We start from the raw sequence: 12,394 nt of genomic DNA, 5'->3' as shown, positions 1-12,394 counted from the left end.
GAGCACGCATGCCCCGTTACCGCGTAGTGGACCCCGACCAGAACGTGATCGAGGAGAAGGAGTTCGCTGACGACACCAAGGCTTACGACTGGTTCAAGACGGTCGAGGTGCCCGACGACGCGCTCGGGTACGCCATGGAGGTCAACATGGACGGCAAGTGGACCCGGTTCGAGATCAACGACGGCGGCACCAACACCTCCCCCGCCGCCGACGAGGGCACCGGTACCCCCTGATCGTTCACGACACGATCTGACGCGGCCGGCCGCACCCCGCTCCACCGCGGGTCGGTCGGCTCTCGCGTGTCCGGGGCCGGGGCCCGCGCCTCCGGGGCCGGGCCGTCAGAGCCAGCCGCGCGCCTGGGCCTCCCGCGCCGCCTCGCCCCGCGTGGACGTATGGGTCTTGGCGATCGCCGAGGACAGATGGTTGCGCACGGTGCCCTGCGACAGGACCAGCTCGGCGGCGATGTCGGCGACGCGGGCCCCGGACAACGCGTGACGCAGGACGTCCTTCTCCCTGGGCGTGAGGGGGTCGGGGCCGGCGACCATCGAGTCGCGGGCGAGCACCGGGTCCACGACGGTCTCACCCGCGTTCACCCTCCGCACCGCGTCCGCCAGCTCGCCGGCGGGCGTGTCCTTGACCACGAAGCCGCCGGCCCCCGACTCGAGCGCGCGGCTGACGTAGCCGGGGCGGCCGAAGGTGGTGACGATCAGGACGCGAACGCCCGGGTGCTCGTCGCGGATCCGGCGGGTGGTGGTGATGCCGTCCCCGCCGGGCATCTCGATGTCCACCACGCAGACGTCGGGCCGCAGGCGCTCGACCGCCGCCAGGAGTTCGTCCCCGCGGCCCACCTCGGCGACCACGTCGATGTCCCGTTCCAGGGCGAGCAGCGCCGCGAGACCACCTCGGACGAGCGCCTGGTCGTCGGCCAGGACGAGTCGGATCGGCGCCGCCGCGGGGGCGGAGCCGGACACGGTCTCGCTCATCGCGCCCACCCCACTGCCACGATGGTCCCGGTCTCGCGTGTGTCGGACCCGGGCCCGCCCGCCCCGGGTCCAGCCGACCCGACCCCGGCCACGGCGGTGCTGCGGTCACACACCTCGAACCGCGCGCCGGCGTCGGCGGCCCGCGCCGCGAGCCCCTCGAGCCCCCGTCCCGCCGTGTCGGAGCCCGCAGTGCCGGAGCCGGCCTCCCGGCGGGCGCCGATCCCCCGGCCGTCGTCGGTGACGCGCACGCCGCCGGCGGTGAACTCGACGGTGACGCGGCGGGCCCCGGAGTGTCGGGCGATGTTGGTGCCCGCTTCCCGTAGCGTCCACGCGACGAGCACCGCGTACTCCGCGGGAACGAGATCCGGGGTGCCGTCCACGCGCACGTCCATCCCGGCGGCGCGGAGGGATGCGGTGAGGTCCGCGAGCTCGCGCGCGGGATCGGCGACGCGCATCCCGGACACGGTCTGCCGCATCTCCGCCAGAGCGGTGCGGGTGAGCATCTCGATGTTCTCCAACTCGGCGCGGGTGATGTCCGGGTCGGAGTCGAGTCGGGCGCGGGCGAGCTGTGCGCGGATGGTCAGGGCGGTGAGGGTATGGCCGAGCACGTCGTGGAGGTCCCGGGCCATCCGCTCGCGCTCCTCCACCACCCCCAGCGCGCGCCGGTAGTGGCCTTCGCGGTCGCTGATGCCCACGGAGATGCGGGTGCCGATCATCGACAGGACCACCGGGATCACCAGGAAACACGGGATGAGCATGGCGACGTTGCTCTCGAACAGCGCCGCGCCACACCCGATGAGGATCAGCGCCACCGCGGCGGGCACGCTGCGTCGGAGCGGCCAGGCGGCGGCGATGAAGCAGGCGATGAACGGCAGGAAGTTGGTCGGGCCGTTGATCCCCGCGGCGGGCAGGGTGCCGAACGCGCACACCACGAGCCCGGCCAGGTAGCCGAGGCCGAGCGGCGCCGGAGGCTCCGCCGGGGGGTCGAGCCAGTTCTCATCCGCCGCGAGCGGCGACTCACCACGGGCCGCGAGCGTCGACGCATCTCGGGTGGGGCGCGCCGTCCTGCGCAGGTGTAGCGGGTAGTCGCGGGTGACGGCGGGCGAGGCGAAGCCGGCGAGGTAGACGGCGGAAAAGACGGCGACGGAGGCCAGGCCCAGCACCGTGGGTGCGGTGGGCGCGCCGGAATAGACGACGGCGAGGACCGGGTAGATCAGAAAGACCTGCCAGATCAGGGAGAACAGGACATTCGGGCTGGTGAGGGCGTCCCGGACCCGGCGCCAGGTGGTTCTGCTGCCCGTCGTCATCGACCCGACCTCCCCTGCCGTCTCTAGTCCCGGCCCCGACGGCGACGCACCAGAACTGTTGCCGTCGTCCCCAGTATGAGGGCCCACGCGGTCACATTGAGCAGCGGAAGCCACAACGGGTCGGTCACGGACTCGGTCACCACCCCGCCGGTGAGCGGGAAGCGGGCCAGCGCGTTGATCCCGTACAGCGGCGTGAACCGGGCGAGCTCCAGCGCGGTCCCCGACAGCGGGATGAACAGGTTGCCGGCCAGGGCGAACAGGACCAGGCTCCCACCGGCCACGCCCAACGCGGATTCGGAGCGGAACGCCATCCCGGCGGTCAGTCCGTACCCGGCGAACACCGCCGACCCGATCCACGCCGCGGCCAGGGCCAGCACCCACGCGAGCGGCGTGGCTTCAGCCCCCGTGAGCGCGCCGACGAGCCCCACGGAGAGGACGGGCACAGCCGCCACCGTCATGGCCACGGCGGACTTGGTGATCACGAAGCCGGTGCTGCTCCACGGGGTCAACCCGAGTTGACGTCCCCAGCCCTGGAAGCGTTCGAGAGCGGCCCCGCCGCTGATCGAGGTGGTGGCGGTGACGGCGCCGTAGACGGCCATGGAGATCATGACGACCGAGCCCACGTTGCCGTGTGCGACGGGCTCGTCCCGGTAGGACTGGGCGCTGCCGAACACCAGGTACATGATGAGCGGCAGTCCGGCGATGAAGAAGATGTTGGTGATGTCGCGCAGAGTGCGGCGCAGGTCGATGGCCCAGTAGGTGGCGTTCATCGGGCGGCCTCCTGGTCGGGGTCGGTCGTGTCGGGGTCGGTGGTGTCGGGGGCTGTGGTGTCGGGTGCGGCGGTGAGGGCGACGAAGGCGTCGTCCAGCGACCGCGGGCTGATGGTGAGGTCACGGGCGGCGGTCCCGCGCAGCAGCGCGCCCGCGGTGGCGTCGCTGTCGGTGCTGGTGAGGATGACCAGGGTGGGTGTGCGTTCCACCGCGGTGACCCCGGGCAGGTCGTGGGGTGCGGGTTCACCGGGCCCGGGGGTCCAGACCGCGGTGACGCGGGTGCCCGTGGCCATCGCACGGATCGCCTCGACCGGGCCATCGGCCACGATCCGGCCGCGGGCCATGAGCACGATGCGGTCGGCGAACGCCTCGGCCTCCTCCAGGTGGTGGGTGGCGAATAAGACGGTCGACCCGGACGTGGCCTCGGCGTGCATGGTGGACCAGAACTCGCGGCGCGTGCCCACGTCCATCGCGGCGGTCGGCTCGTCGAGGATGAGCAGGTCGGGATCCGGCAGCAGCGCCAGGGCGAAGCGGAGTCGTTGCTGCTCGCCGCCCGAGCAGCGGGAGACCTTGCGGCGGGCGATCGTGGCGATCCCCGCCCGGTCGAGTACCTCGCCCACGGAGACCGGGTCCCGGTACAGGGCCGCGATGGCCCGGACGGTCTCCTCGACCGTGAGGTCGGAGAGCAGTCCGCCGGTCTGGAGGACGGCGGCGACCCGCCCGTCGGCGACGGCCTGCCTGGGGGCGGCGCCGAACGCGCGGGCCCGGCCGCCGGTCGGTTCGGTGAGGCCGAGTGCGATGTCGAGGGCGGTGGTCTTTCCGGCACCGTTGGGGCCGAGCAGCGCCACTACCTCGCCGGCCTCGATGCGCAGGTCGATGCCGCGGAGGGCGTGGACAGTCTCGGCGCGCGGCGGCGTGAACGTCTGCGTCAGGTCATGGAATTCGAGGGCGGGCGCGGGCGCGTCGGTGTCGATCACCGCGCCGACGCGGTCTGCTTCCCGGGGGCGGGTAGAGCGGTGGGTAACCATGCCTCCACCCTCGCTTACCTGCGATGACGTTCGGAAGGATCGCCTGTCACGACCTCACCGGTGACAACTGTCACGGGTCCGCCGCATGGGGCCCCTCACGAGCGGTCGGGACGAGGCGGGGCCGGTTCAGCGGAAGAGCGCGCCCGGGCCCCGACGCCGCGGGGGCCGCGCACGGTGGATCCGGGTGCGGATCTCGAGCGTCATGGCGTCGATGCGGGCGGCCTCCTCGAGCAGGTCCGCCACCGAGTCCGGCTGCTGCGCGGGTCCCGCCATTGTGGTCTCGTTGGCCTGCTCGAGGACGGCGCGGAACCGCGGGTCGGGGTCGACCTTGCTCTGTATCTCCGGGTAGACCACCTCGAGGGCGGTGCCGATCCCCTGCGTCTCCCGCAGGTCGTACCACGCGTCGACGGTCGCGCCGAGCGCCTCGAACGCCAGTGCATACGACCGGCGGGCGGAGCCGAGCGCCTGCTGGGCGGTCAGTTGCAGCGGGTCGGTGCCGCGCAGGAGCCGCCGGCGGCGTGCGAGATCCTCGAGCCCGGAGCGGATGAGCCATCCGGTGGAGCCGATCCACACGACCGCTCCGGCGATGAGCGCCACCACCACGATGGCGAAGATCAGCGGCACGACGTCACCTCCTTTCCGGTCCGAACGCCGGCCCACCCGGGCCGCAGACCCGGCATCCTGCTTCTCATCCCACCGCCGCCAGGACGAGCGAGATCGGCAACGACAACAGCACCACAGCCGAGACTGCACCGCCGATCACCTTGCCGATACCGGACCACCACAGGGTGGAGCACTCCGCGGCGAGGGCGTTGGCGGACAGCGGCGCCGCCTGCTGCCCGAGCGCGGTGGCGTCGGCGACGGCCACCGCCGGCCAGGTCCCGGGCACACGGCGCCGCGGGTTCGTCCCGAGGTCGTCGGCGACGAGGGCGGCCCGCTGGGCGTCCCACTCGGAGAGCTGCCGGGTGAAGCGGGCGACGGACTGCTCGGCGAGGGCTGTGCGCCGCCCCTCGGCCGTTCGCGCGAGGCCCGTGGGCACCGTTCCCATACGGAATCCCTCCTGCGTGTCACCGTCCGGGCCGCGCCCGGTCCTGTCGTCGGGACCCGAACCCGGGCCCTACGTCGAACCTAGTCCAGCACCACGACACGCAGAACCCCCGCGAGCGGGCCCGGCCGACTCAGCCCTTGACCAGGCCGCCGTCGAGGATGAGGTTCTGCCCGGTCACGGCCCGTGCCCACGGGGAGGCGAAGAACAGCACCGCGTCGGCGAGTTCGGCGGGGGTGATCGCGCGCCGTAGCGGCGTCCCGGAGGCGATGACGTCGAACACCTCTTCAGGTGTAGCGGCGCTGGCGTCGGTGGTGCGCAGCAGGCCACCGGAGACCATGTTGACCGTGATGCCGTCCGGCCCGAGGTCGGTGGCCAGGGTGCGGGTCAGCGAGAGCGCGGCGGCCTTGGCGGCGGTGTAGTCGTGGTACGGCACCACCGGGTGCTGGAACAGGTTGGTGCCGATGGTGACGATCCGCCCGAAACCGGCTTCCCGCATCCCCGGGAGCGCGGCCTGGGTGGTGGCGAGGGTGCCCTTGACCGCGCCACGCAGTTGCGAGTCGAAGTCCTCCCAGGTGAGGGTCTCCGGCCGCGGCCTGGCGTCGCCGTTGAACTGGAAGTCGACCAGGGCGTTGTTGACCACCGTGCTGATCGGCCGACCGAAGTGGGTGCGGGCCGCGTCGACGAGGGCGCGTACCTCGTCGTCGTCGGTCACGTCAGCGCGTAGTGCGACGGCGCGGTCCTCGCCGAGCTCACGGACGAGGTCGGCGGCGGCGGCCTCGCTGCGCCGGTAGTTGACGACGACGAGGGCGCCCTCGCGGGAGAAGGCGCGGATGATCTCCACGCCGAGTCCGCGGGCTCCGCCGGTGACCAGGACGACCTGCTCGTTGATACGCATTCCACTCGCTTCCCGGTGGTTCCTCACGGGGAGCGCGATGCCCACCTGCCCGCCGCACGATGACCGCACGAGAGGCGACGACGCCCGGCGACGCGCACGACATTCCTCCGCTGGAACTACCCAGTTCAGGTTCGACGGGTGTGTTCTCAGCCGCCCGGATGGGCGGCACCCCGTGTCGAGTGCGAGCCTAGGCCACCCGCGGCCGGCTGAACACGAAGCCACACTGCCTGATCTGTCCCGCGTGCTGGACAACCGTCCTAGGATCGGCGAACGCCCCCGACGATCGGAGCCCCGTGACCGCCACCCTTCCGACGTCGCTCGGCCGATTGCGCGCCCTGTTCTCGCGGGCCACGCCGCCGACCGATCTGCCCGCCCCGGGCGACTACCTCGTCACGTTCGTCGGCCCGGCACCGCTGAAGGTGGTGGCCCCGCGCGCGATCGCCCTCGGCGGGATGCCGGGCTGGCAGGGCAAGCGTTTCGCCCCCGGGGGCGGCGCGGTGAACCTGGTCGACGACGACGAGGGCCGCCCGCCACGGGAGACCCTGCCGATGCGGGTGATGCTGGAATCCTCGTGGTTCGACGGCGGTCAGGTGATCGTCTGCTCGTACAGCGCCTCGAGCCCGGTGCCGTGGCGCTGGGTGCGGGACGAGTTCCGGCCGCTCGACGACCGGCGCCTGATCGGCCTGACCTTCGCGGGCGGGCCCTGGTCGCGGGTCGCGGCGGCTCCGCTGCTGCTCACCCGGGCCTGAGCGCGGGGTGGGCGGCCGGGCGGGCGGCCGGGCGGCCGGGCGCGTCACAGGCCCGCCCGCGGCGCCTACGCGAGGCGACGCAGACGCGGTTCGAGGTCGGATGTGAACAGGTCGAGGAAGCGTTTCTGGTCGTGGCCCGGGGCGTGGAAGACCAGATGGTTCAGGCCGGCGTCGACGTACTGGCGGACCTGCTCGACCGCGTCGTCGGGGTCCGAGGCGACGATCCACCGCTTGGCGACTTGCTCGATGGGCAGCTCGTCGGCCAGGCGCTCCATCTCCCGCGGCGAATCCACCGAGTGCTTCTGCTCCGGGGTCAGGGACAGCGGGGCCCAGAAGCGGCAGTTCTCCAACGCCGCCTCCGGGTCCGGGCCGTAGGAGATCTTGATCTCGATCATCCGATCGATCCGCGCCGAGTCCCGCTCGTTGATCCCGGCGCCCTCCTCCACCGCGGGCAGCAGCTTGTCGGTGTACAGCTCCATCCCCTTGCCCGAGGTGCAGATGAACCCATCGCCCACCCGGCCCGCGTACTTGGCCACAACCGGACCACCCGCGGCGACGTAGACAGGCACGCCACCCTCGGGCACGTCGTAGAGGAACGCGTCCTTGGTCGAGTAGTAGTCACCCTCGAATTTGGTGGTCTCACCGGTCCACAGCTCGCGCATGAGCCGGACCGACTCACGCAGGCGCGCGAACCGCTCGTTGAACTCCGGCCACTCGCCTTGGTGCCCGGTGGCGATCTCGTTGAGCGCCTCACCCGTACCCACACCGAGGAAGATGCGGCCCGGGTACAGGCACGCCATCGTCGCGAACGCCTGGGCGAGCACCGCCGGGTTGTAGCGGAACGTCGGGGTGAGCACCGAGGTGCCCAGCTGCAGCCTCTCGGTGCGCTCGCCCACCGCCGTCATCCACGCCAACGAGAACGGCGCATGACCACCGTCGTGACGCCACGGCTGGAAATGATCCGACACCGTGGCCGAATCCATCCCCGCCTGCTCCGCCATCACGGCGAACTCCACCAGATCACGCGGACCGAACTGCTCGGCCGACGCCTTGTAACCGAGCTTCAGGGACGGGGTGTCGGGCATGTGGGGCTCCTTGGGGTCGTAGCGGTGTGATTGATGTGTGTCGCGGTCATGCGCTGATGTACTTCTCGCCGAACCGGGCGATCGACTCGCGCTTGGCGTCCAGCGGGGCGTCGTATCCGTGGCCCTCGATCAGCCACGGGATGACGATGACATCGGTGACGCCCGCGTCCTCGAGTTGGGCGAAACCGCGGCTGCCGTACCGGTCGGTACAGGCCACCTGAATCTCGAACGGCCGGCCGTCCCCGCGGTCGGCGAGGGAGCGGCCGTCGGCCTCGAGCAGTTCTCCGAGGCGGGTGATGGTGGCGGCGATCTCGTCGAATCCCATCATCGCCGAGGTCCACCCCTGGCCGATCCGGACGGCTCGGCGGAGCGCCGGAGCGGTGTGGCCGCCCACGTAGAACGGCACCTGGGCCACGGGCGGCGGGTCCAGTGTGAGGCGGTCGAAGTCAAAGTGCTCACCGTGGTACTCGAACCACCCGCCGTCACCGGCCAGGCGGATGATCTCGAGCATCTCGTCGACCCTCTTGCCACGCCCCGGGTAGGGGACTCCGCACCACGCGAACTCATTGGGGTCCCATCCGATCCCCACCCCCAGGTCGATGCGTCCGCCGGTCAGGTGGGAGACCGTGGACAACTGCCGCGCCAGCAGCAGGGGCTGACGGGGTCCGAGTTTGAGGACCTGCGGGCAGAACCTGATGGTCGAGGTGGCGACGCCCATCGCGGCGATCGCGGTCAGGGGTTCGACCCACGGGGTGTGCTCGTCCCACATCCGCGCCCCGTCGGGCGTGTACGGGTAGTCGGTGTCCTGCCGGTGGGGCAGGAACAGCGAATCGGGAAGCGTGACGCGGGCGAAGCCCGCGTCCTCGGCCGCGCGGGCCAGGCCGAGGAGTTGGTCGATCGGGCTGAACGCGACCGGAACGGAGAACTGCATGATGTGACCTCTTCTGTCGGAGAAATGTGGATGTGGTGATCAACCCCACCGGGACTGACCGCCGTCGAGCGGAATGGTCACGCCGGTGAGGTAGGACGCCTCCGCCGTGCACAGCCACGCCACGGGCCGGCCGATGTCTGCCACGGGGTCGCCCACCCGCCCGGCGGGTATGCGGGCGATGAACCGCTCGGCCTCCTCCGGGTTGTGACGCATCCACCAGTCGAGTCCGGGGCTGTGGGCATGGGGGGCGACAGCGAGCGCTCGGATCCCGTCAGGACCCCGTTCACAGGCTGCCGCCCGGGGGAGCGATCGGATCGCCTCCTTTGCCGTGCGGAACGCGGCGTCCGAGTACTCGTCCAGCGGCATCGGTTCCGCGAGCAGCACCACCGCGGCTCCGGATTCGGCCAGCGCGAGGGCTATGCCCCGGCCCACCCCCTGACCGGCGCCGGTCACGACGGCCACCTTGCCGGACAGGCGGGCCGCAGCACGGGCGGGGATCATCGTCGTGCTCGTGGTGGTCATCGAGGCCTTTCACGTCGGTGCAGCCGGGCGGGTGCGTCGACCCGCCACCGCCACTGTAGTCACCTGTGTACGGAAACTGTAGTCAACTGTGTACACCACGGTATCGTCAGCCTCGCCCCCCTCCGCCACCACACCGAAGGACTGCCCGTGAACAGCATCGACATGGACATCAGCACCACCGATGAGTGGCGAGCGGTCGAGGGGCTGGCCGCCTCGACGGGTGAGACCACCCTGCGTGAGTTGTTCGACCGAGACCCCGACCGCGGGAGCCGACTGGGCGTGACGGCAGGCGATCTCTACATCGACCTGTCCAAGAACCTGGTCACCGATGAGGTCGTCTCCGCGCTCCTCGGCCTCGCTCGCGTCGCGGACCTGCCGGTCCGCCGAGCAGCCATGTTCCGCGGCGACCGCATCAACACCACGGAGGACCGTGCCGTCCTGCACACGGCCCTCCGACGAGATGCCGATGACACGCTGACCCTGGATGGTTGCGACGTGGTCGTCGACGTCCACGAGACCCTCCGGATGATGACCGCCTTCGCCGAGCGGGTCCGGAGCGGGGAATGGACCGGGTACACCGGCAAGAAGATCACCACCGTCCTCAACATCGGCATCGGCGGATCGGATCTCGGGCCCGCGATGGTCGACCGGGCCCTACGCCCCCTGCAGACCGGCGGGATCACCGCCCACTACGTGTCGAACGTCGACCCCCGCGACCTCGACTCCACCCTGGCCGGGATCGACCCCGAGACCACCCTGGTGATCGTCGCCTCCAAGACGTTCACCACCCAGGAGACCCTCGCGAACGCCCACGCCGCCCGTCGATGGTTTCTCGATCGCCTCGGCGCGGAGGACGCCGTGGCCGCTCACTTCGTCGCGGTCTCGACAGCCTCCGACGAGGTGGCCGCGTTCGGCATCGCCGAGGAGGCGGTGTTCGGCTTCTGGGACTGGGTCGGTGGCCGTTTCTCCGTGGGGTCCGCGATCGGGCTCAGCTGCATGATCACCCTCGGGCCCGGGGTCTTCACCGAGTTCCTGGAAGGCATGAACTCGATGGACGAGCACTTCGCCACCGCGGCGGATGACCGCAACGCGCCCCTGCTCATGGGGCTGCTCGGCGTCTGGTACACGAGTTTCCTGGGGGCCCAGTCCAAGGCCGTCATCCCCTACGCGCACGATCTCGCCCGCTTCCCCGCGTACCTCCAGCAGTTGACCATGGAATCGTTGGGCAAATCGGTCCGGCTCGACGGCTCCCCGGTGGCTCACCCCACCGGGGAGATCTACTGGGGTGAGCCGGGGACGAACGGCCAGCACGCGTTCTTCCAACTCCTGCACCAGGGCACTCACCTCGTCCCCGTCGACTTCATCGGCATCGCCCGCCCCTCGGACGGAACGATGGCGGCCGACGACCGCGTGGCCATGCACGACCTGCTCGTGAGTAACATGTTCGCCCAGTCCCGGGTGCTGGCTTTCGGCCGGACCGACGCCGAGCCGCGCGCCGACGGCATCGAGGCCGCTCTCCGCCCTCACCGGGTGATGCCCGGAAACCGTCCCTCGACGACGCTCCTCGCGCCCTCGCTGTCCCCCGGCGTCCTCGGGCAGCTCATCGCCCTGTACGAACACGTCGTCTTTGTCCAGGGGGCGATCTGGAACATCAACGCCTTCGACCAGTGGGGAGTCGAACTGGGGAAGAAGCAGGCCCGCGACCTCTACCCGGCACTCGCCTCCGACGAACCCGGCGGTCCCGAATCCAGTGGTGCCGAATCCAGTGGTGCCGACACGGATTCCTCCACAGCGGCCCTCATCGCCCGCTACCGGGCCGCACGCGGCCGTGACCGGGCGGCGGACCGCGGTTAACCCGCGGTCTCGTACTTCGCGGCCAGGCGGGAGAGCGTCTCGGTGATGCCGGACGCGTTCTGGTCGGCGACGCCGATCTTCTCGAAGACCTTGCCGATCTTCGAGGGCCGGGGATCGAAGCACTCGGTGACCTCGGTACGCCCATCCGCGGTCGGGGTGAACTCCCAGCGCCAGCGGTGGCCCGCGGGGTGCGCCCACTCGATGACCTTCTGGTCGGGCGTGTCGATGTACTCGGTGACCGTGCTGGTGATGCGGTACGGGACGCCGTACATGCGCATCGAGGTGGTGAACTTGGCGCCCTCGGACAGGGTCGACGGCCCCTTGACGTTGCTCTTGACGGTCCCCGAACCGTCGACGAGCCCGTGCTTGCGCGGGTCGGTGACGAGCCCGAACAGCTCCTCGGCGGGGGCGTTGACGGTGACACTGCGGGCGACGACGCGGGGGCCGCGGTCGACGGTGGTGATGGCGGTCATGGCAGATCGGTCCTTCCGGAGTTCTCGGGATCGGATCACACCACGATAGGGCCGCGGCCGGTACCGCGGTGGTCTGTGATCAGTGCGCGGTGGGCGTGGGTCCGTGAGCTGTTCGGCGTGCCACGTCACGCCACAGTTCGGCGACACTCCCCACGACCACACCGATGCCTGCGCCCATCACCATCCAGGTGGCCAGGTTCGGGGCGCCGGCGATCACGACTCCGAGGACGGTGCCCACCCCGGCCCCGTAGAGGAGCCCCAACCCGACCAGCGGTCCCGCCGCGTGCGACCTCATGGGTCCACGCTAGAACCAGCCCGGGACGGGATCAACGGATCAGTGCGGACTCGCCTGACGGACCGGACCCGGGGCGCCGTGGACTGGGGCATCATCACCGCTACGACACCCCACGGCCGGCCATCGTGCCGGGCGCCCCTCGAAAGGAAACCCCTTGATCACTCTCACCGTCCTCTACGGCACCCCCGACGACCTGGAGAAGTTCGACGAGTACTACACCGGGACGCACATTCCCCTCGCCCTCAAGGTGCCCGGCCTCGAGGACGCCAAGGTCACGCGCTTCCTGCCCGGCCCGGACGGATCCGCACCCGAGTTCCATCTCATGGCCCAGTTGTTCTTCGCGGACGCCGAGGCGATGGGTGCCGCGATGTCCACCGAGGAGGGCCGGGCCCTGGCCGCGGACGGCGCCAACCTCGGCGTCACCCCGACCATGCTCGTCGGCAGCACCGAGTAG

General features: G+C 71.0%; 16 protein-coding genes and 1 riboswitch. Of the genes, 4 read left to right on the top strand and 12 right to left on the bottom strand.

Features of this window, described 5'->3' with window-relative positions:
* Positions 1–8: 8 nt before the first annotated feature.
* Positions 9–233, top strand: a complete 225-nt coding sequence (locus CK206_RS15600) for a hypothetical protein (protein ID WP_096906965.1) — start codon at positions 9–11, stop codon at positions 231–233.
* Positions 234–338: 105 nt separating this feature from the next.
* On the opposite strand, the gene CK206_RS15595 is transcribed toward CK206_RS15600, so the two are convergent.
* From CK206_RS15595 to CK206_RS15565, 7 genes are all read right to left on the bottom strand, one after another.
* Positions 339–983 carry a response regulator transcription factor gene (locus CK206_RS15595; protein ID WP_096907512.1) on the bottom strand — a complete coding sequence of 215 codons (645 nt, stop codon included), beginning with the start codon at positions 981–983 and terminating at the stop codon, positions 339–341.
* On the bottom strand, positions 980–2,290 hold the full coding sequence (locus CK206_RS15590; RefSeq protein ID WP_096906964.1) for a sensor histidine kinase: 1,311 nt from the start codon (positions 2,288–2,290) through the stop codon (positions 980–982). The genes CK206_RS15595 and CK206_RS15590 overlap by 4 nt, the downstream gene beginning before the upstream one ends.
* Before the next feature lie 23 nt (positions 2,291–2,313).
* On the bottom strand, positions 2,314–3,060 hold the full coding sequence (locus CK206_RS15585) for an ABC transporter (RefSeq protein WP_067716973.1): 747 nt from the start codon (positions 3,058–3,060) through the stop codon (positions 2,314–2,316).
* Entirely contained in the window at positions 3,057–4,088 is a 1,032-nt protein-coding gene (locus CK206_RS15580) for an ABC transporter ATP-binding protein (RefSeq protein ID WP_096906963.1), read from the bottom strand. The genes CK206_RS15585 and CK206_RS15580 overlap by 4 nt, the downstream gene beginning before the upstream one ends.
* A 126-nt stretch (positions 4,089–4,214) precedes the next feature.
* Complete coding sequence (locus CK206_RS15575; protein ID WP_096906962.1) at positions 4,215–4,712, bottom strand: hypothetical protein; 498 nt, start codon at positions 4,710–4,712, stop codon at positions 4,215–4,217.
* Between the two features lie 64 nt (positions 4,713–4,776).
* Positions 4,777–5,136 (bottom strand): hypothetical protein, encoded by a 360-nt coding sequence (locus CK206_RS15570; protein ID WP_096906961.1) that lies wholly within the window; start codon positions 5,134–5,136, stop codon positions 4,777–4,779.
* A 130-nt stretch (positions 5,137–5,266) separates the two neighbouring features.
* Positions 5,267–6,031 (bottom strand): 3-oxoacyl-ACP reductase, encoded by a 765-nt coding sequence (locus tag CK206_RS15565; RefSeq protein ID WP_096906960.1) that lies wholly within the window; start codon positions 6,029–6,031, stop codon positions 5,267–5,269.
* Between the two features lie 85 nt (positions 6,032–6,116).
* A riboswitch (TPP riboswitch) is annotated at positions 6,117–6,214 on the bottom strand.
* Positions 6,215–6,324: 110 nt separating this feature from the next.
* On the opposite strand from CK206_RS15565, the gene CK206_RS15560 reads away from it, so the two are divergent.
* On the top strand, positions 6,325–6,780 hold the full coding sequence (locus CK206_RS15560; protein WP_096906959.1) for a hypothetical protein: 456 nt from the start codon (positions 6,325–6,327) through the stop codon (positions 6,778–6,780).
* A gap of 65 nt (positions 6,781–6,845) precedes the next feature.
* On the opposite strand, the gene fgd is transcribed toward CK206_RS15560, so the two are convergent.
* The 3 genes from fgd to CK206_RS15545 are packed head-to-tail and all read right to left on the bottom strand — an operon-like array spanning position 6,846 to position 9,318.
* On the bottom strand, positions 6,846–7,865 hold the full coding sequence (fgd, locus tag CK206_RS15555) for a glucose-6-phosphate dehydrogenase (coenzyme-F420) (RefSeq protein ID WP_096906958.1): 1,020 nt from the start codon (positions 7,863–7,865) through the stop codon (positions 6,846–6,848).
* A 46-nt stretch (positions 7,866–7,911) separates the two neighbouring features.
* On the bottom strand, positions 7,912–8,796 hold the full coding sequence (locus tag CK206_RS15550) for a TIGR03619 family F420-dependent LLM class oxidoreductase (RefSeq protein WP_096906957.1): 885 nt from the start codon (positions 8,794–8,796) through the stop codon (positions 7,912–7,914).
* A gap of 39 nt (positions 8,797–8,835) precedes the next feature.
* Positions 8,836–9,318 carry an SDR family NAD(P)-dependent oxidoreductase gene (locus CK206_RS15545; RefSeq protein WP_096906956.1) on the bottom strand — a complete coding sequence of 161 codons (483 nt, stop codon included), beginning with the start codon at positions 9,316–9,318 and terminating at the stop codon, positions 8,836–8,838.
* A gap of 156 nt (positions 9,319–9,474) precedes the next feature.
* On the opposite strand from CK206_RS15545, the gene pgi reads away from it, so the two are divergent.
* Positions 9,475–11,172: a glucose-6-phosphate isomerase gene (gene pgi / locus CK206_RS15540; RefSeq protein WP_371607110.1), complete on the top strand. Its 1,698-nt coding sequence runs from the start codon at positions 9,475–9,477 to the stop codon at positions 11,170–11,172.
* Here pgi and CK206_RS15535 read toward each other — a convergent pair.
* Positions 11,169–11,645, bottom strand: coding sequence for an SRPBCC family protein (locus tag CK206_RS15535; RefSeq protein ID WP_096906955.1), 477 nt, complete (start codon positions 11,643–11,645; stop codon positions 11,169–11,171). The genes pgi and CK206_RS15535 overlap by 4 nt on opposite strands.
* A gap of 79 nt (positions 11,646–11,724) precedes the next feature.
* A complete protein-coding gene (locus CK206_RS15530; RefSeq protein ID WP_096906954.1) occupies positions 11,725–11,940 on the bottom strand; it encodes a hypothetical protein in 216 nt (71 codons plus the stop codon).
* 154 nt (positions 11,941–12,094) lie between these two features.
* Between CK206_RS15530 and CK206_RS15525 the strand changes: the two genes are divergently transcribed.
* Positions 12,095–12,394 (top strand): EthD family reductase, encoded by a 300-nt coding sequence (locus CK206_RS15525; protein WP_096906953.1) that lies wholly within the window; start codon positions 12,095–12,097, stop codon positions 12,392–12,394.

The organism is Dietzia sp. WMMA184 (genome assembly GCF_002441635.1).
GTDB classification, from domain to species: domain Bacteria; phylum Actinomycetota; class Actinomycetes; order Mycobacteriales; family Mycobacteriaceae; genus Dietzia; species Dietzia kunjamensis.
This window is presented reverse-complemented; position numbering and strand designations above follow the sequence as displayed.

Coding starts and splice junctions, on each gene's coding strand:
- CK206_RS15530 (WP_096906954.1), bottom strand. CDS start 11,940: ATGAGGTCGCACGCGGCGGGACCGCTGGTCGGGTTGGGGCTCCTCTAC.
- CK206_RS15585 (WP_067716973.1), bottom strand. CDS start 3,060: ATGAACGCCACCTACTGGGCCATCGACCTGCGCCGCACTCTGCGCGAC.
- CK206_RS15550 (WP_096906957.1), bottom strand. CDS start 8,796: ATGCAGTTCTCCGTTCCGGTCGCGTTCAGCCCGATCGACCAACTCCTC.
- CK206_RS15580 (WP_096906963.1), bottom strand. CDS start 4,088: ATGGTTACCCACCGCTCTACCCGCCCCCGGGAAGCAGACCGCGTCGGC.
- CK206_RS15535 (WP_096906955.1), bottom strand. CDS start 11,645: ATGACCGCCATCACCACCGTCGACCGCGGCCCCCGCGTCGTCGCCCGC.
- CK206_RS15570 (WP_096906961.1), bottom strand. CDS start 5,136: ATGGGAACGGTGCCCACGGGCCTCGCGCGAACGGCCGAGGGGCGGCGC.
- CK206_RS15600 (WP_096906965.1), top strand. CDS start 9: ATGCCCCGTTACCGCGTAGTGGACCCCGACCAGAACGTGATCGAGGAG.
- CK206_RS15565 (WP_096906960.1), bottom strand. CDS start 6,031: ATGCGTATCAACGAGCAGGTCGTCCTGGTCACCGGCGGAGCCCGCGGA.
- CK206_RS15595 (WP_096907512.1), bottom strand. CDS start 983: ATGAGCGAGACCGTGTCCGGCTCCGCCCCCGCGGCGGCGCCGATCCGA.
- fgd (WP_096906958.1), bottom strand. CDS start 7,865: ATGCCCGACACCCCGTCCCTGAAGCTCGGTTACAAGGCGTCGGCCGAG.
- CK206_RS15545 (WP_096906956.1), bottom strand. CDS start 9,318: ATGACCACCACGAGCACGACGATGATCCCCGCCCGTGCTGCGGCCCGC.
- CK206_RS15590 (WP_096906964.1), bottom strand. CDS start 2,290: ATGACGACGGGCAGCAGAACCACCTGGCGCCGGGTCCGGGACGCCCTC.